Origin of the sequence: Gilliamella sp. B3783 (assembly GCF_026536125.1) — a bacterium.
Taxonomy (GTDB): Bacteria; Pseudomonadota; Gammaproteobacteria; order Enterobacterales; family Orbaceae; genus Gilliamella.
The window spans coordinates 1-18,461 of record NZ_JAFNOU010000013.1 but is presented as its reverse complement, the minus strand read 5'-3'; the positions used below and the strand labels follow the sequence as shown (position 1 = coordinate 18,461).

14 protein-coding genes and 3 tRNA genes are annotated in these 18,461 nt (G+C 34.9%); 5 read left to right on the top strand and 12 right to left on the bottom strand.

The window, feature by feature from the left end; all coding sequences use genetic code 11:
- Positions 1-42: 42 nt before the first annotated feature.
- Positions 43-1,581 carry a murein biosynthesis integral membrane protein MurJ gene (gene murJ / locus J3U59_RS11580; protein WP_267334488.1) on the bottom strand — a complete coding sequence of 513 codons (1,539 nt, stop codon included), beginning with the start codon at positions 1,579-1,581 and terminating at the stop codon, positions 43-45.
- A gap of 294 nt (positions 1,582-1,875) precedes the next feature.
- Between murJ and J3U59_RS11575 the strand changes: the two genes are divergently transcribed.
- On the top strand, positions 1,876-3,435 hold the full coding sequence (locus J3U59_RS11575; protein ID WP_267334490.1) for an AbgT family transporter: 1,560 nt from the start codon (positions 1,876-1,878) through the stop codon (positions 3,433-3,435).
- Between the two features lie 23 nt (positions 3,436-3,458).
- Entirely contained in the window at positions 3,459-4,688 is a 1,230-nt protein-coding gene (gene pepT / locus J3U59_RS11570) for a peptidase T (protein WP_267334492.1), read from the top strand.
- Positions 4,689-5,389: 701 nt separating this feature from the next.
- Here pepT and J3U59_RS11565 read toward each other — a convergent pair.
- From J3U59_RS11565 to znuA, 8 genes are all read right to left on the bottom strand, one after another.
- Positions 5,390-5,465 (bottom strand) — tRNA-Lys (locus J3U59_RS11565).
- 137 nt (positions 5,466-5,602) lie between these two features.
- The gene (ybgF, locus tag J3U59_RS11560; RefSeq protein WP_267334493.1) at positions 5,603-6,346 is read right to left on the bottom strand and encodes a tol-pal system protein YbgF; all 744 of its coding nucleotides are present in this window, start codon (positions 6,344-6,346) and stop codon (positions 5,603-5,605) included.
- A gap of 63 nt (positions 6,347-6,409) precedes the next feature.
- Entirely contained in the window at positions 6,410-6,892 is a 483-nt protein-coding gene (gene pal, locus J3U59_RS11555; protein ID WP_065634268.1) for a peptidoglycan-associated lipoprotein Pal, read from the bottom strand.
- Between the two features lie 165 nt (positions 6,893-7,057).
- Positions 7,058-8,353 carry a Tol-Pal system beta propeller repeat protein TolB gene (gene tolB, locus J3U59_RS11550; RefSeq protein WP_416379616.1) on the bottom strand — a complete coding sequence of 432 codons (1,296 nt, stop codon included), beginning with the start codon at positions 8,351-8,353 and terminating at the stop codon, positions 7,058-7,060.
- Positions 8,354-8,782: 429 nt separating this feature from the next.
- The gene (gene mutM / locus J3U59_RS11545; RefSeq protein WP_267334498.1) at positions 8,783-9,592 is read right to left on the bottom strand and encodes a bifunctional DNA-formamidopyrimidine glycosylase/DNA-(apurinic or apyrimidinic site) lyase; all 810 of its coding nucleotides are present in this window, start codon (positions 9,590-9,592) and stop codon (positions 8,783-8,785) included.
- Between the two features lie 10 nt (positions 9,593-9,602).
- Positions 9,603-11,924, bottom strand: a complete 2,322-nt coding sequence (gene mrcB / locus J3U59_RS11540; RefSeq protein WP_267334500.1) for a bifunctional glycosyl transferase/transpeptidase — start codon at positions 11,922-11,924, stop codon at positions 9,603-9,605.
- Between the two features lie 129 nt (positions 11,925-12,053).
- On the bottom strand, positions 12,054-13,415 hold the full coding sequence (gene mepM, locus J3U59_RS11535; protein ID WP_267334502.1) for a murein DD-endopeptidase MepM: 1,362 nt from the start codon (positions 13,413-13,415) through the stop codon (positions 12,054-12,056).
- Positions 13,416-13,443: 28 nt separating this feature from the next.
- The gene (gene znuA / locus J3U59_RS11530; RefSeq protein WP_267334504.1) at positions 13,444-14,394 is read right to left on the bottom strand and encodes a zinc ABC transporter substrate-binding protein ZnuA; all 951 of its coding nucleotides are present in this window, start codon (positions 14,392-14,394) and stop codon (positions 13,444-13,446) included.
- Positions 14,395-14,487: 93 nt separating this feature from the next.
- On the opposite strand from znuA, the gene znuC reads away from it, so the two are divergent.
- The 3 genes from znuC to J3U59_RS11515 all read left to right on the top strand — a co-directional run bounded on the left by znuC (position 14,488) and on the right by J3U59_RS11515 (position 17,712).
- Positions 14,488-15,252, top strand: a complete 765-nt coding sequence (znuC, locus tag J3U59_RS11525; protein WP_267334506.1) for a zinc ABC transporter ATP-binding protein ZnuC — start codon at positions 14,488-14,490, stop codon at positions 15,250-15,252.
- An 11-nt stretch (positions 15,253-15,263) separates the two neighbouring features.
- On the top strand, positions 15,264-16,073 hold the full coding sequence (gene znuB, locus J3U59_RS11520) for a zinc ABC transporter permease subunit ZnuB (protein ID WP_267334508.1): 810 nt from the start codon (positions 15,264-15,266) through the stop codon (positions 16,071-16,073).
- Positions 16,074-16,188: 115 nt separating this feature from the next.
- A complete protein-coding gene (locus J3U59_RS11515) occupies positions 16,189-17,712 on the top strand; it encodes a YifB family Mg chelatase-like AAA ATPase (RefSeq protein ID WP_267334510.1) in 1,524 nt (507 codons plus the stop codon).
- Positions 17,713-17,717: 5 nt separating this feature from the next.
- Here J3U59_RS11515 and J3U59_RS11510 read toward each other — a convergent pair whose 3' ends face one another.
- From J3U59_RS11510 to J3U59_RS11500, 3 genes are all read right to left on the bottom strand, one after another.
- A complete protein-coding gene (locus J3U59_RS11510) occupies positions 17,718-18,056 on the bottom strand; it encodes a DUF413 domain-containing protein (protein ID WP_267334512.1) in 339 nt (112 codons plus the stop codon).
- 131 nt (positions 18,057-18,187) lie between these two features.
- Positions 18,188-18,263 (bottom strand) — tRNA-Trp (locus J3U59_RS11505).
- An 8-nt stretch (positions 18,264-18,271) separates the two neighbouring features.
- Positions 18,272-18,348, bottom strand: a tRNA-Asp gene (locus J3U59_RS11500).
- Positions 18,349-18,461 lie beyond the last annotated feature (113 nt).

Below are 18,461 nucleotides of genomic sequence, written 5' to 3'. Positions count from 1 at the left end.
TGTTCAACGACTAATATAATTTAGTAAATTATCTTTTATTAATCAGTCAATACGTTTAATAAAATGCTTTAATTTAAAACCCATTGCAATAAGTGATGCAAAATAGACAAAAACGCCAACAATAACCAGTAAAAATAACCGTGCCAAACGCAGTAGCATTGAACCCGTTGACCAATCTGGTAATAGTTGTGCGCCAAGCCATAATACTATAGACATAAAAATGACTGCGATAATAACTTTAGTTAAAAATTTATACCATCCTGGTTGTGGTTGATATAGTTGTTTTTTACGTAACTGCCAGAACAGTAATCCTGCATTAAAACATGCCGCTACACCAATTGATAACGATAAACCAGCATGTTGTAGTGGACCAATAAACACTAAATTCATCAACTGCGTTAAGATAAGCGTAATAATGGCTATTTTAACTGGCGTTTTAATATCTTGTCTGGAATAGAATGCGGGGGCTAACACTTTAATTAAAATTAGACCAAGTAAACCAATGGAATAAGCAACTAATGCACGTTGTGTCATTAACGTATCATTTAAAGTAAATTGTCCATATTCAAAGAGTGTTGAAATCAACGGTCGTGAAATAACCCCAAGCGCCACAGTACTTGGCAATGCCAATAAAAAACATAATCTTAATCCCCAATCCAACAATTCTGAATATTGCTGATGATGACCTTTCGAAAAGCTTTTAGCTAATGAAGGTAACAAAATTGTACCAAGAGCAACGCCAAGTACACCTGCTGGAAATTCCATTAAGCGGTCAGCATAATACATCCAAGAAACCGAACCAGAAATTAAAAATGAGGCGAAAATAGTATTAATAATTAACGAAATTTGTCCAACAGAGACCCCTAAAATTGCCGGCCCCATTTGTTTTAATACACGCCAAACACCGCTATCTTTAAAATTAATACGCGGTAAAACTAGCATGCCAATTTTTTTTAAAGCAGGAAGTTGATAAAGTAATTGTAAGATGCCACCAACGACTACCGATACAGCTAATGCTAACACCGGTGGATTAAAATAAGGCGTTAAAAAAAGCGTAAATATGATCATGCTAACATTGAGTAAAGTTGGCACAAAAGCGGGGACAGAAAAGCGATTCCAAGTATTAAGTATTGCACCAACAAGTGACGCAAGCGAAATAAAAAAGATATAAGGGAAAGTAATTTGTAATAAGCTGGTGGCCAGTTCAAATTTTTCGGTAGATTCTTGCATAAAACCAGGTGCGGTTAACATAATGACAAAAGGTGCAGTTACTATGCCGATTAATGTCACTATAGCTAATACTAATGTTAGTAATCCTGCAACATAAGCAACAAATGTACGAGTAGCGTCAACACCTTGTTGGTTTTTATATTCAGCTAAAATTGGTACAAAAGCTTGTGAAAAGGCACCTTCAGCAAAAATACGTCGAAGTAAATTAGGCAATTTGAAAGCAACAAAAAACGCATCGGTTGCCATTCCTGCCCCAAAATAACGGGCAATAATAGCATCACGTACAAATCCTAATACACGCGATACCATTGTCATAGAGCTTACGGCAGCTAAAGATTTTAAAAGATTCATATTCGATTTATATACAAAGTATATAACTTAACACTGACAATGAAACATAGTCTACAAACTATTCGTTTAAAGCACCATGCTTTTTTCAATAAACTTAGTTTTGAAGAAAATGCTATTTTTGCAAACAATGACGAAGTTAATTTATAAAAAAGTCGAAGTAACATCATACTTATGTAAAAGTGATTAAGGTTAACATAATGTTTAAGTATAAAAACCATACGTTTTTGCTTATTTGCCTGCACTATAAATATGTGATAAATTGACGCCCCGAACAACATTTACACTAATTTTTTTATGAATCAAACAACAAATCCGTCACCTATAAAAACGGGCGGCTTTTTAAATACTATTGAACGAATAGGCAACAAAATCCCCGATGTAACAACACTTTTCTTTTATGCTTTAGTTATCTGCTTTATTGCCTCTTTATTACTTTCTTTTGTCAGTTTCGATTACATCAACCCTGTTACCAAAGAAAAACTAGTTGTCGCTAATATGCTAGCACCCGATCATTTAGTAACTTTTTTTACTAAAATGGTCCCAAATTTTGTTAGTTTTCCACCTCTTGGTATTACTATCGTTGCCACATTAGGTATTGGTATTGCTGAAAGTAGCGGCTATATTCATGTGTTACTCAAAAAGTTATTGGCAGTTACACCTAAAAAATTGGTCACTCCATCAGTCATTTTTGTTAGCATGGTTTGTCATATTGCGTCAGACTCAGCTTATGTTATTTTAATGCCGGTATCAGCCATGATGTTTTATGCCACTGGTCGTCATCCTCTTGCGGGCATTGCTGCCGCTTTTGCGGGATTAGCCGGTGGTTTTAGCTCTAGTTATACACCCTCAATTATCGATCCTATCATGCAAGGCTTTACCCAAAGTGCTGCACAGATCATCGATCCATCTTATCAAGTTAATGTGCTTTGTAACTATTTTTTAAGTTTTGGCGGTACTTTTTTTGTTCTACTAGCTTGTTGGTTTGTTACCGATAAAATCGTTGAGCCCCGCTTAAAGGCCAATATGCCTATAAATACTGATTTACAGTTAGATAACCTTGCTGATTCACCAGCAATCACCCCTATTGAAAATCGAGCATTTAAAGTTGCATCAATCGTATTTTTAGTCATCGCTGCTGGTTTGGTACTTTTATTATTACCACAAGACTCTTTATTACGTGCACCTGATGGCAGCTTAACAAGTAATAAAGCACCAATTATGCAAATTATTGTGCCATTATTATTTGTGTTTTTTGCAATTCCGGGCTTGATTCACGGCTTTATTACTGGGGCATTTAAGTCTTCTCGCGATATTGTTAAATCGATGGAAAATATCACTAAATCACTTATTCCTTTTATTGTTTTTGCTTTCTTTTGTGCGCAATTTTTATATGTGTTTTCCAATTCTCAAATAGGCACATTGATTGCAATTGGTGGCGCTGAGTTTTTGAAAGCGTTACATTTACCTTCGGTTGTAACAATATTTGGTGTGATCATTTTAACCAGTATGTTAAATGTGTTAATTACCTCTGCTTCATCTAAATGGGCTATTTTGGCACCAATTTTTGTGCCTATGTTAATGTCTGTGGGTATTTCGCCTGAATTAACGCAAGCCGCTTACCGTATCAGTTCGGCAGTGAACGTAAGCACACCTATGTTTGCGTTTTACCCGCTAATTATTGCCTATTGCCAGCAATACTGCAAAAACACAGGCGTAGGCACATTAAGTTCTATGATGATTCCTTATACTGCCGCGCTGCTTATTGCATTAACTGTAAACTTGTTACTCTTTTGGTTCTTAGGTCTACCAATTGGGTTTGATAGTGGTTACGTTTATCCACCCGTAAATAATTAGTACCAATAAGAGGTCATTTTATTATGAATATTACTGAACAATTAGTTGAACGTTTTTTGCGTTATGTTAGTGTTCCAAGTCAAAGTGTAGTTGGATCTGCGCAAGTACCTTCTACTCCTGGACAAACCGAATTAGCTAAATTACTTAAGCAAGAATTGATTGAACTGAATTTGCAAGATGTACATCTTGATGAGCACAGTATTGTTACGGCTAAATTACCGGGCAATAATCCACATGCCCCTAACATTGGTTATGTTGCTCATTTAGATACGGTGGATGTAGCCTTATCAGATAAAATTCACCCTCAACGCGTTACCTTTAATGGTGAGGATATTTTATTAAATAAAGATAAAGACATCTGGTTTAAAGTTAATGAACACCCTGAATTAAATAAATACCTTAATCAAGAGTTGATTGTCACTGATGGCACAAGTGTTCTAGGTGCAGATAACAAAGCCGCAATTGCAATAGTTATGACGATGTTAGATCAGTTACAAAAGCAAAATTGTACTCATGGTGATATCTATGTAGCTTTTGTACCTGATGAAGAAGTCGGTTTAAATGGCGCTAAAAAACTTGATTTGAACCGTTTCAAACCTGACTTTGCTTATACTATTGATTGTTGTGAGTTGGGTGAAGTGGTGTACGAAACATTTAATGCTGGTTCAGCAATCATTGATATTACAGGGGTATCTGCCCACCCAATGTCAGCTAAAAATGTATTAATCAATCCTATACGCGTTGCAAATGATATTATTAATTGTTTTGATAGTTTCGAAACGCCTGAACACACAGAAGGTAAAGAAGGCTATTTTTGGTTTAATGATATCGTTGGTAACCAAAGTACTACGACACTAAAAATGAGTATTCGTGACTTTGATTTAGCAAAATATCAAGCTCGTAAAGCATATATTCAAGACGTAGTAGACTTTATTAGTCGTAAATATCCAAGAGCTAAAATTGAATGTAAAATTACAGATACTTACAGTAATATTGCCAACTATTTAGGTGATGATCGTCGCTGTATCGATTTAATTTATCAATCATTTGAACAATTGAATATTGAGCCTAATACTATTGCTATGCGTGGTGGTACTGATGGTTCGGCACTATCAGCAAGAGGATTAACCACACCTAATTATTTTACAGGTGCTCATAACTTTCACTCTTGCTTTGAATTTTTACCATTATCATCGTTCCTTAAATCATTTGAAGTAACAATGAAAATCATCGAATTAGCAAATAAAGTTTGATCATCTAATGAAAGAGGGAAATTATTCCCTCTATTTAAATTATACATTGTATCAATGAGTTACAGCTTTCTGCTTTCAACTTTAATTTGAATTGAAATCTATCATACATTTAGCAAGCTACGGCACTCTAGATTTATAACTTACCGTCATAAAAAAGGTGCACGGCTTACCAGACATACGACTTCACCGCCAATATTCTTTATATAACAAATTAGTTAAAGCAAACAAGGCTTATAAAAATTGCGATAAATAAATCTACCACTCTCATTTTACACTGTAAATCCAGAGCATTTAGATTGATTATTATCATTATTATTTATCAATCTTTATTATTAATTTCTAATTCTGTAAACCAATTTGCATGAGCTAGATAACAAATACCAAAGTAACCTCAATTTTTAGTGACATCAAATAAGTATTTATCTTTATTAATAGTTTTTTTATCGTTATAAAGATGAATTAAGATCATAGAAAAATAGGTCATGTGGTTTAGTTCGGTGATTACTCAAAAAATACTATTTTTAGTAATTTTTTAGCTTGCAGGATAATTTCATTAAATAAAAATGTTTGCTTTAGCTATTCAAGTCTAATACTAAGTAAAGTTGAAATCTATTCTAAACTGATTAATATCGAACTAACTCACTTGAGTTTAATATCTTTTAAATTGGTCTGTTTTGATATTTGAAATATGAAGAGAAAGATGGTGGGTCGTGAGCGATTCGAACGCTCGACAAACGGATTAAAAGTCCGCTGCTCTACCGACTGAGCTAACAACCCATTTTAGATAACAATTGCAATGTCCTTAAGAATTAAAGTTACAAGCAATTTCGGGTTGCTATATTACTTACTATTATCAAGCAGTGCAACCCTTTTCTTGCTTTTTGCATCCAATAGCTGGTTATTTATACATTTTACTAAAGTGATGCTAATTTTTTATTAGCAAGATCAACGGTATTTTTATCTTTAGGATATTTACTGACAACTTGTTGAAAAACGGTTTTAGCAGTTTTTTTATCGCCTTTGTCCAATAAGATTATACCAACCTTATAAAGGCTGTCTGCTGCTTTAGGAGAAGCTGAAAAATCTTTTACGACTGTCGCATAATAAAACGATGCTTTATCTTTTTTCCCTTCTTTATAGTAAAGTTGACCTAGCCAATAATTTGCATTAGCTAGGTAACTTGACTTTGGGTAAGCTTCAATGAACTTTTGAAAGGCAGCGATAGAATCACTGTTTTGTTTACCCTCAGAGACATATTGCATGATAAAGTTATAATCTGCTTTATCGTTACCTGATGTTGTCCAACTTGATAAGTCTGAAGATGGCGTAGCTGATTGAGAATCAGTAGATGGAGCAGGTGCAGGTGAAGACGAATTATCTTGTGAAGAATTAGTATTTGATGAGAATCCTGAACCACCAACCATTTGTTGAAGAATCATCTTTTGACGTTCTATAGTTTGGTTGAGTTGGTATTTAGTTTCTTCCAATTGGCCACGAAGTGTATCCAAATCTGATTGTAAATCACTAATTTGTTGCTGATTTTGTATTAATAATTGACCTTGAGCTTGAACTGTTCTATCGAGCTCAGAACTACCAGCGGCACAACCATAACCGGTAAACAAAAGAAATAAGAACAATATGAGTGTTTTTTTATACATATTATATACTCGGCGTGAACTTTAAAATAAAACGGCTGAATTATCAGCCGTTATCACAAGCTATTAATAACCAGGGTAAGTTACTACAGCACGACGGTTTTTAGCATAAGCTGCTTCGTCATGACCTAATACAGCTGGTTTTTCTTTACCATATGATACTACTTGTACTTGTGAGCCAGAAACACCATTACCTTGTAGGTATGATTTAACTGCGTCAGCACGACGTTCACCTAAAGCGATATTGTATTCTGGTGTACCACGTTCATCGGCATGACCTTCAACAACTACGTTTACAGAAGAATTTGCACGCATAAATTCTGCATGTGCATTTAATAATGTAGTATATTCAGATTTAACATTATATTTATCAAAATCAAAATATACAGTATTAGTTTGTTGTAATCTGTGAAGTTGTTCTAAAGCTTCTTTTGACAAAGAACCGTTTGCACTACCGCCAGCATTGCTGCTTTTGCTTGATGAACATGCAGTAAGTGCGATTAATGGTAAAGCAACCGCAGCTACTTTAAGAAATTTAGAAAATTGCATTGTATTAACTCCTTTGTGTTTGAATAAATTATTATTTATATTTTATTTATCTGACTACTCAGTAACAATTATTACTAATTAGTCAGATTAGCGCTATATATTATAACGACCTAACATTTTGTACAATTTTAATATTCATAATATCGATTAAATTTTAATCTCTTCTTATAAATAAGGTGACCAAGCAGGGAATTTCACCTGTCCGTCAGTCGCTGGTAATTTAGCTTTGAAGTTACCATCAGTTGAAACTAAATTCAAAATTGTACCTAATCCTTGTGTTGAACTATAGATGATCATAGTACCATTTGGTGCAATACTTGGTGTTTCATCTAAGAATGTATCGGTTAAACGTTGATAAGTACTTGTTGACATATCATAACGAGTAATATGTTGTTCACCATTGTTAGTTGAAATCATTGCAATGAAAGAACCATCTGGTGCAACGCGCGCATTTTGATTTTGGGTATTATCCCATGTTAAGCGTTGTGATGTTCCACCATTAATATTGATACTATAAAGTTGAGGTCTACCTGCCTGATCTGATGTATAAACAATAGTTTGGCTATCTGGCATCCATGATGGTTCAGTATCATTACTGCGACCTGATGTAATTTGTGTGATTTTTTTAGAGCCCAAATTCATAACATACAAATTCAAACTCCCATCTTTAGATAAGGCGAACGCTAATTTACTACCATCAGGAGAAAATGCAGGCGCACCATTATGTTTAGGGAAAGAAGCAACAGTTTCAGAAGCTCCACTATCTAGCGTTCTGATTACTAATGATGAATGACCACCCTCAAAAGTTACATACGCTAATTTTTTTCCATCTGGTGACCAAGCTGGTGACATTAATGGTTCCTTAGAACGATGTACTGTCATTTGATCAAAGCCATCATAATCAGATACTCGCAATTCGTGAGTAAACGGTCCTTTAGTTGTTTTTACAACATAAGCGATACGCGTTCTAAATGCACCTTTGATACCAGTTAGTGATTCGAAAATTTCATCACTAGCTGTATGTGCAGCATAACGTAACCAACGTTTTTCGATAGCGTATTGATTTTGAGCTAATACCGCACCCGGGCGAGTTACGGTATCGATTAATTGGTAACTGATAAGATATTTTCCAGAGGCATCAGGTTGAATAGTACCCACAACGACAGCAGAAACACCTAGTTTACTCCATAATGCAGGGTTAACTTCTGAAGGTGATGTTGGTCTTTGTGGCATGCTGCTCACATCAATAGGATTAAATTTACCACTATTACGTAAATCTGAAGCAACGATGTCTTCTATAAATTGTGGAGGCTCGCCCGAACCCGTCCATTTAAAAGGCACCACAGCTATTGGTTTAGCAGTACTAACACCATCGGTAATAATAATGCGAACTTCTGCATTCGCAATCATTGTATAAAATAACACAAAAAAAGTTATCAAAAAGCGAGAAGCAAATTTGATCATCTTAGATTCCTTAATAAAAACAAAATAAATTGCGTTAAAAATAAATGCAAACAAGAAATAACGCGCAAGAAAAATCCGTGATTTTTTAATATATTACAATCATTTAGTACTATATATTAAACTTTATAAAAGATTAAAACTTTTACAGTCAGAAAGATAGCCGATATCGCGTAACAAGTCCATACTCTTCAAAATAAAAAGATTTTCAAAATATTAACTTTTTACCTACTCGCTATTATCAATACATTTAAGATTAACAATTATGACTAAGTGATTAGTTGTATATACTAATCCGATTTTATTAAGGTTGAAAGAGGAATAATATACAATATTTAGACAAAATTATTTGATTATCCAGTACAAATATATCAGTTGTTACATACAAACAACAAAAACATAACATTATGATTTATTTTTATAAAATTATTATTTTTGGCATATCTCACAATAAAATGTATTACGTTGCCCTATTTTTTGTGATTTTATTTCGGTTTGGCAAAGATAACATTTTTCGCCATCTCGACCATACACTTGCAGTTTTTGAGCAAAATAGCCAGGTTTACCATCTGATTGAAGAAAATCTTTAAGGGTTGTACCACCTTGTTCAATCGATTTAGCCAAAACATGTTTAATAGCTATCACTAACTGTTCAAATTCGAATAAAGATAAAGTATTTACTTTACGATTAGGGTTTATTTTTGCCATAAACAGTGATTCTGATGCATAAATGTTACCAACCCCCACTACTATAGGGTTATCCATAATGAACGTTTTAATTGGCACATGACGATTTTGAGCTTTTGAGAATAAATATTTGGCAGTCAATTCATCACTTAATGGTTCAGGCCCTAGATGCTGTAACTGAGTAACGTGGTCAAGGTTTTTTGCCCAAAGCCAAGAACCAAAACGCCTTGGATCGGTATAACGTAATATCACACCATTTTCAAGAATTAAGTCTACGTGATCATGTTTAGCGGCTTGTTGAGGATTTAATAATACCCTTAAACTACCAGACATACCTAAATGAATAATAATCCAATTATTAGGTAACTGGAGCAACAAATACTTTGCCCGTCGTTTTACATCTAAAATTTCTTGGCCATGAGCGTTGAAAATAGCTTCACTGATAGGCCAACGCAATTTAGATTGCCGAACAATAATTTGCTTAATGGTTTGTCCTTTAAGATAAGGCAGAATCCCTCTTTTGGTTGTTTCAACTTCAGGTAATTCAGGCATATTTAGTTACTCAATTATTTAACATATCAGTGACCCAAGTGGGTGCTTGCTGTCCTTGCATGGATTGATTATTACCCGAACACAAACTCTGAGGGTTGATAGTCCAAGCAGGTAATGTTCTACTACCACTGCCGTCACATTGCCATTTGCCATTACTATCAATAGGTATCATAAAAATATTTTGTGGCATAGGTAATACCAATTTTTTCGGAGGATTATTTTGTAAATACTCACTATAAATCTTCAATGCACCCGTTGCCCCGGTTAATTTCATCGGGGAATGATCATCAAGTCCAATCCAAATGACAGCAACATTTTTACCATCAATACCAGTAAACCAGCTATCACGCGAATCATTACTTGTCCCTGTTTTTGCAGCTAACTTAAATCCACTATATTTTGTTTTTAGCGATCGCGCAGTACCGGATTCAACAACTTGTTGCATAGCATAAGTTGTAAGAAACGCTGATTGTTGAGAAACCGCTTGTAACTGTTGGGGGTAACTTTGATAGACCAATTCACCTTTATCAGTTAATACGTATCTTAAAATGGTAAGCGGAGAACGTTGTCCATTGTTAGCAATAGTTTGAAACATCTGCGCTGTTTCTAAGGGAGTTAACTCCAAAGCACCAAGTAATCGTGATGGTAGATTAGGAATACGATCTGACGGTATACCTAAGGCTTCTAATGTATTTTTACTTGCATCTAATCCCAAGGCCATCCCTAAATTAACAGTGGGCACATTAAGTGAGAGCGCTAATGCATCAACTAACATCACTCTATCACGGAATTTACGATCATAATTTTTAGGTTCCCAATACGTGCCATTATCAAGTTTAATTGATATTGGTGTGTCATTGAGCCAACTATTTAGTTGATAGCGATCAGGTTGACCTAGTGCTGTCAAATAAGTTGATGGTTTAGCTAAAGAACCAATTGCTCGCCTTGTTAACCAAGCGCGATTATAACCTGGGTAACGAGGCTCTGCACTACCAATAATGGAACGAATTTCGCCGGTTTCTCGACTCACAACGACCATCGCTGTTTGTAAATCTTTATTCGTTGATTTACGCAAAGCATCTATTTCGTTAGTAACAGCTTGCTCCGCAGCAGCTTGAGCAACAGGATCAAAGGTGGTAAAAATCTTCATGCCTGATAGGTGATCAGCTTTATCACCTAATTGTTTTCGTAATTCGCTACGAACGACTTGCATAAATGCAGGTTGAGGAGAAATAACCCCGCCCTTAGGTAAAACTGAAAGTGGACGCTGACTTAATAAATTATAAAGCTCATCATCTATAATTCCTTGTTGTTCAGTCAGTTTTAAAACAACATTTCGACGTTCAATCACTTGCTGTGGCTGTGTCCATGGATTATACAGTGATGCGCCTTTTACCATACCCACTAAAACAGCTTGTTGATCTAAAGTTAATTCATTAACGGGGCGACCAAAATAGTAAAGACTTGCTAACGGAAAACCATGAATCTCTTCACTGCCAGCTTGCCCAAAATAGACCTCATTTAAATAGAGTTCTAATATGCGTTCTTTACTGTAGCGAGCATCTAAAATTAGTGCCATATACGCTTCTCGTATTTTTCGAGATAAACTGCGTTCATTAGTCAAAAAAAGATTTTTAACCGTCTGCTGGGTTAAAGTACTTCCGCCTTCAGTACGTCCTGTAGTGAGGTTAACAAAAATTGCTCGTCCAATCGAATACAAGCTAACACCGTGATGATCATAAAAACGTTTATCTTCTGTGGCGATTAATGTTTGCAGCAAAGAATCAGGAAATTCTTTTAATGGAACAAACAATCGCTGTTCTCCATTTGGAGAGTGCATCATGGTAATTAATTTTGGATCAATGCGTAGTAAGCCAAAATCACGCCCTGTATCTAAATTAATAATACGATCAACGCGGTTTTCATAAAACGTTATTTTGACACGAAATGCTTGTTCTTCACCATCTGGAAAAGTAAAAGGTCGACGGTAAATTTCAATAGAATCATTACTAACAATAAATTCACCTGGGCGGGTGGCTTTAGTATCTTGCTGACGATACTGCGCGCCCACTAACATACTAACGACATCACTTAAACTATATTCACTATCAGGTTCAAGATCAATGATCTGACCATAAACTGCCGCTGGTAATTCCCATACGTTACCATCAATTCTCTCTTTTATTTGTTGATCAAGATAGATACCGTAAAGAACGGTCACTGCAGCAAAAATAAGAAAAAGTTTAAACAATAACGACCAAAGTCTTCGCTTTAGTGTCATCTTATTTTTTTTAGCTTTTTTATTGGCTCGTTTTTGAGTTGATGTATTCAAACTGCACCTAAAATTTAGATTTTATGAAACTCGTCATATAATAACATATTTTTTAGCCGATATTATGGCATTGTTTGTGTAAAGAGTTTGAAGTAAGTATTCAGTTTAGTAGTTAAAAAATCACAAGCTTTAAAAAACAAGTTGGGATTTAATATCTTTAACTTTTTCTATGAATGCTTTTTTAGATTTACCAGTCAATCCTTCCGAAATTGGTAAACTTGCAGTTAACGGATTAACGGGTTTGTTATTAATATGTAATTCAAAATGTAAATGTGGACCTGTTGAACGACCAGTATTACCAGATAATGCTATTTTTTCACCTTGTTTTACTTGTTGACCTGGTTTGACTAAAATCTTGTCTAAATGCATATAAGTGGTCATATATTGCCGACCATGGCGGATAGCCACATAATTACCTGCTGAACCACTATATTTGGCAATCACGACCTCACCATTACCAACAGATAAAACAGGCGTACCGCGAGAGACAGCAAAATCAACACCATTATGAGGCGTAACAATACCTGTAACAGGATGTAAACGACGAGGATTAAAATTGGACGATACCCGCGCTTGCTTAGCTAAAGGATACCGAAAAAAGCTTTGTGATAAACTGCCACCAGTTATATCATAATACTTACCATCATCAGCTAATACGGCATAATAATCTTTACTACCATTTTTAATTCTAACGCCTAATAGTTGACTATTAGATAAACGTTTACCATGCATTTCTCTCGATAATACTACCGAAAATTTATCACCGACTTGCAATCGTCTAAAATCTAACCGCCATTGTAACGCTCGGGTTATAATGCCTATTTCACTACTGGTTAAACCACTTTTACGCGCATCGGCGACAAAATTAGCTTTAATTTCACCTTTAATAACCACATTTTCTGGAACGGCTTCTGCCGTTTCAGAACTCTCAATAAATTTATCGCCTGATTTTTCATATATACGGATATTATTACTAGAAATGGTCCAAGTAAAACTTTGTAGATTATGATCATCATCAGTTGTCCAACTAACTTGTTGACCTATTCTTAAATTTGCTAGTTGTTTGAATTTAGTGGTTAATTGATAAACATCATTTTTATTAACATTATAGCGTTGCAAAATATCATGCAAAGTATCGCCGCGCGCAATAGTATATTGCACGGTGTTGTCTTTATCATCAATAATGTCATCTAATTCATCTTTAACAATCTCATCTTCGGGAACATCTGATGATTCAGTAACCTCTTCATTTTTAGATTTTCCACCGACCACTTCTATTCGACCATCACCTACAACAACAGGAGAATTTACGTCATCGGTGACAGTCGTTTCTGCTTGAGGAGTTAAAGGAACATATTCCGTACGATCCAAATTAAGTGGTCGCCATAATATGGTAAATAAAATAACAATAAGAAGGACGCCTAATACTGAAAAATAGGGAGTTTTAAATTTATTTTTTTCAATACTAGGGGATTCAATCTTTCGTGCCAAAATTAACCTTAACTATTTATTATCTAAACTAATTCTTATCTAAACAATCCAACAGTTGCTGTGTTAATCTCAATAAAAATTGTGAATAGGCATTTTTTGATAAAGCGATATCTGTACCTAAGGGATTCAATTCCCCAATTCGAACATCAGTTCCATTCACTAATTTTTGAATAACTGCAGGGCTAAACTGTGGCTCTCTAAATACACATACTGCTTGATGTTCTTTCAACTCTTGTTTAATCGCATAAACCGTTTGAACACCGGGCTGTACTGCTGGATTTATGGTAAAACTTCCTAGGTTTTTTAATCCGAACTGTGACTCAAAATACCCGTAAGCATCATGAAACACAAAATACCCGCTATTTTGTACGTTAATCAGTTTTTTTGCAATGTTTTGTTCCGTTTCTGCTAGTTTAATAGTGAATTCGTTTAGATTTTCATCAATTAAATCTCTTTTATCAGGATATAAGTCGATAAGCTTATCGTGCACAGTCTTTGCAATGATTTTCGCTATCTGTGGAGAAAGCCATATATGCTCATCATATGAACCATGATGGTCATGTTCATCATCGAAATCCAACTTGCCATGTTCATGATTTTGAGTACCCGTTCTAAGTAGTTTTTTGATGTCTGGTATCGCCATTAATTCTATCTGTTTGTCTTTATCTATTCCTTTTAAAACGGTCGGCATAAAAGCTTCTAAATCCTCACCGACCCAAACTATTAATTGTGCTTGTTTGATTTTAACTAAATCAGAAGGTTTTAAAGAATAAGTATGGGGAGAAGCGCCATCGGGTAATAAAATATCTGTCTCGGTAACACCATAAGTTATAGCTTGAGTTATAAAACCAATAGGTTTGACTGAAGTTAAGACATTGGCATTGGCACGAATAGCAATACTTTGTGTGATAAATACCAAACTTAGTAGTATCAAAATCCGCCATAACTGTTTAAAATTTAGTGATATATATTTTTTCACATTATTACCTTATATTCATAAAATATGATATTATAGATGCATTAATTGTTATAATATAACATAACATGTCAGTGAGCAAGGATTTACACTAATATGACACAGCTAATTTCACTTGATAGGGTTTCGGTTGAACTTAACCAACAAAAGATATTAGATAATGTTTCATTTACTATCAGTACGAATCAAATCGTCACCTTACTAGGACCAAATGGCGCAGGTAAATCAACATTAGTCAAAGTTATCCTTGGATTAACCCCTTATTCTTCAGGAAGAATCAATCGTTCCGACAATTTAACAATTGGGTATGTTCCTCAATCCATTAAATTAAATCCAACTTTACCCATTACTGTAAAACGGTTTATGCGGCTAAATAAACGACTTAATAATGAGGATATCCTAAAAGTCTTAACAATGGTTAAAGCAGAATATTTAATCGATAAATCAATGCACCAGCTATCAGGTGGCGAATTACAACGCGTTTTACTTGCGCAAGCCTTAGCTAAACGTCCACAATTATTAATTCTGGATGAACCTACGCAAGGCGTAGATGTTAACGGACAAGTGCTATTATATGATCTCATTATTAATGCCAAAAATGAGTTTAATTGTGGTGTATTAATGGTTTCCCATGATTTGCATATTGTTATGGCAAAGACAGATGAAGTGATTTGTTTAAATCACCATGTTTGTTGTTCAGGAACGCCTGCTATTGTTTCTAACGATCCTGAATTTATTTCTCTTTTTGGTCAACATGGCGCATCACAAATTGCCGTTTACAAGCATCATCACAACCATCAACATGATCTTTGTAAGCAAGATGATGATCATCATAATAATTGCGTTACATGCTCTAATTAGGACATAAAACTATGATTGAGTTATTATTACCTTCATTGTTAGCTGGTTTGTGTCTGACAACAGTAACTGGACCATTGGGTACTTTTGTTGTTTGGCGCAGAATGTCATATTTTGGTGATACTTTATCCCATGCAGCTTTACTTGGTATCGCTTTTGGCTTTTTACTGCATATTAATTTATTCTATTCTGTTATTTTCATTACGCTTATTCTAGCTTTAGGTTTACTTTGGTTAGAAGCACAAAAACAATTACCAATAGATACATTGCTAGGAATATTAGCCCACAGCGCACTTTCTCTAGGCTTAGTCGTAATTAGTTTAATGGATAATATCCGTATCGATTTAATGGGATACTTATTTGGCGATCTTTTATCAGTGACGTTTATTGACGTCTATCAAATTATAATTTGTGTTGCATTAATAGGCATTTTATTATTATGGCGTTGGAATGATTTTCTCTTTATCACCGTTAGTGAAGAATTGGCATTTAGTCATGGTATTAACATTCAATTTACAAAACTGCTTTTAACGTTATTACTAGCTTTAACAATCGGTATTGCAATGAAGTTTGTTGGGGCGCTAATTATTACATCTTTACTGATAATTCCTGCTGCAACAGCAAAATACTATTCTAAAACACCGGAATCAATGGCACTAATTGCCATTATCATTGGAATGTTATCGATCATTTGTGGGTTATTATTCTCATTAATTTATGACACACCAACAGGACCATCAGTTGTATTAAGTAATACTTGTTTATTTTTTATATCATTGCTTATTTCAAAATTATTTTTAGGTGAAAAAACGAGTAAAATTTGAAAAAATTAAACATTTTTTGTGACTAAAAACGAATTAATTAAATTGGTTAATTTAAATATTACGCATAGTAATTAAGGTAATAACACAAATTAATTATTTAATTAAAGTAAATACTATGTCACTTGCAATTATTTATACTCGAGCATCAATAGGCATACAAGCACCTCAAATTAATGTCGAAATTCATATCAGTAATGGATTACCTGGATTTGTCTTAGTTGGTCTTCCTGAAGCAACGGTTAAAGAAGCAAAAGATCGCGTTAGAAGTGCAATTATTAATAGTGGTTTTACTTTTCCTTCCAAAAAGATCACAGTTAACCTGTCCCCTGCGGATCTTCCAAAAGAAGGCAGTCGCTTTGATTTACCTATTGCTATCGCAATTCTTGCAGCTACCGCACAAATTCCAACCGATAAATTGCTACATTATGAGTTTTTAGGTGAACTTGCTTTAACTGGCGATATTCGAGCAGTAAAAGGCGCGATTCCAGCGGCCATTTCATCACAAAAGAAAAAACGCACACTAATTATATCCGCAGAGAATCAATCTGAAATCTCGTTGATACATCAAAGCAACACCTTAATTACAAATAATTTGATAGAAGTCTGCCAACATTTATCAAATCAAACTAGTTTATCTTCAGTAGAATATCGGGAATATGAGAGTAATTATAACACCGATAGGAATTTAGAGGATATTATTGGACAAGAGCATGCTAAAAGAGCACTAGAAATAGCAGCAGCTGGTGGGCACAATCTCTTGTTTATAGGACCGCCAGGAACAGGTAAAACAATGCTAGCAACAAGGCTTACATCACTATTACCGCCACTCTCAGATGAAGAAGCCTTAGAAAGTGCAGCCATAACCAGTTTAGTTAGTGCAAATGGAACAATTAAAAACTGGCGTCAAAGGCCTTTCAGAGCACCTCATCATAGTGCTTCAACAGCGGCTTTAGTTGGTGGTGGTTCAATTCCTAAACCAGGTGAAGTGTCTTTAGCACATAACGGCGTGCTATTTCTAGATGAATTACCTGAATTTAATCGAAAAGTTCTAGATGCGTTAAGAGAACCAATTGAATCAGGAGAAATTATTATTTCTAGAGCTAATGCTAAAATCAAATTTCCAGCAAGGTTTCAACTTATTGCTGCGATGAATCCAAGTCCTACCGGTCATTATCAGGGAACGCATAATCGTACAACACCACAACAAATTATTCGTTATCTGAATCGACTTTCAGGACCTTTTTTAGATAGATTTGATATTTCTATAGAAGTACCGCTTTTACCTAAAGGAACCTTAAGTAAGAAAGTAACAACAACGGAAACAACCGAAATTGTCAAAAAAAGAGTGTTAGAAACCAGAAACAGGCAATTAAAAAGAAGTCATAAATTAAATAATCAACTAAACCCTAACGAAATTCAATGCTATTGCCAGTTATCGGAAGAAGATAATGAGTTTTTAGAACAAGCTTTAATAAAATTAGGACTATCAGCAAGAGCGTGGCATAGAATTTTGAAAGTATCACGTACAATTGCTGATTTAGATTTGTCTGATACCATAAAACGAAAACACATTTCAGAAGCACTGAGTTATCGTTCTATGGACAGGTTATTAATTCAATTACATAAAAACATTGGCTAATGATATTAATCATCAGTATCAACAAAATCATCAGTGACATCTACTTGTGGTTTGCCACCTGATAATGTGTGAAAACGTTTTGGCTTATTAATACGGGATAGATATTTTAACCAAGCTTTTTCAAATTCAGTGGAAGGTTCTTTTTTTCCTTTACAGACAGCAACAAATGATTTTTCTTCAGCTGTAACAGGCTTTCTGATTTCTGTATCTAGATCTTTAAAAGCACAGCCATGCTTTTCTAAAATTTGAGCCTCTTTAATTGTAAAATCTCCGTGGCGAGAAAATCCTCTAGGATAATTTTTATTATCAAAAAAACGTTGTTGACTTATAAAACTTTCAGCCATCTTATATCCTCTAAGTTGTAAAAGTAGTTGGGCGGGAATTATAATTAACTAAGTTAATCTGTAAACAAAATTTTTTTATTTATACTTGTAAAAACGACTGAACGGCTAAAATTAAGGCAAAACAATTATTTTGGCAGGGGCGGAGAGTCTCGAACTCCCAACACCCGGTTTTGGAGACCGGTGCTCTACCAATTGAACTACGCCCCTAAATAAGGTGGCGGAACGGACGGGGCTCGAACCCGCGACCCCCTGCGTGACAGGCAGGTATTCTAACCAACTGAACTACCGCTCCACCGTATTTGGTGTGTCTATAAAGCTAAAATTTAAAAGTCTGGCGGCACCCTACTCTCACATGGGTAATACCCACACTACCATCGGCACTACGGCGTTTCACTTCTGAGTTCG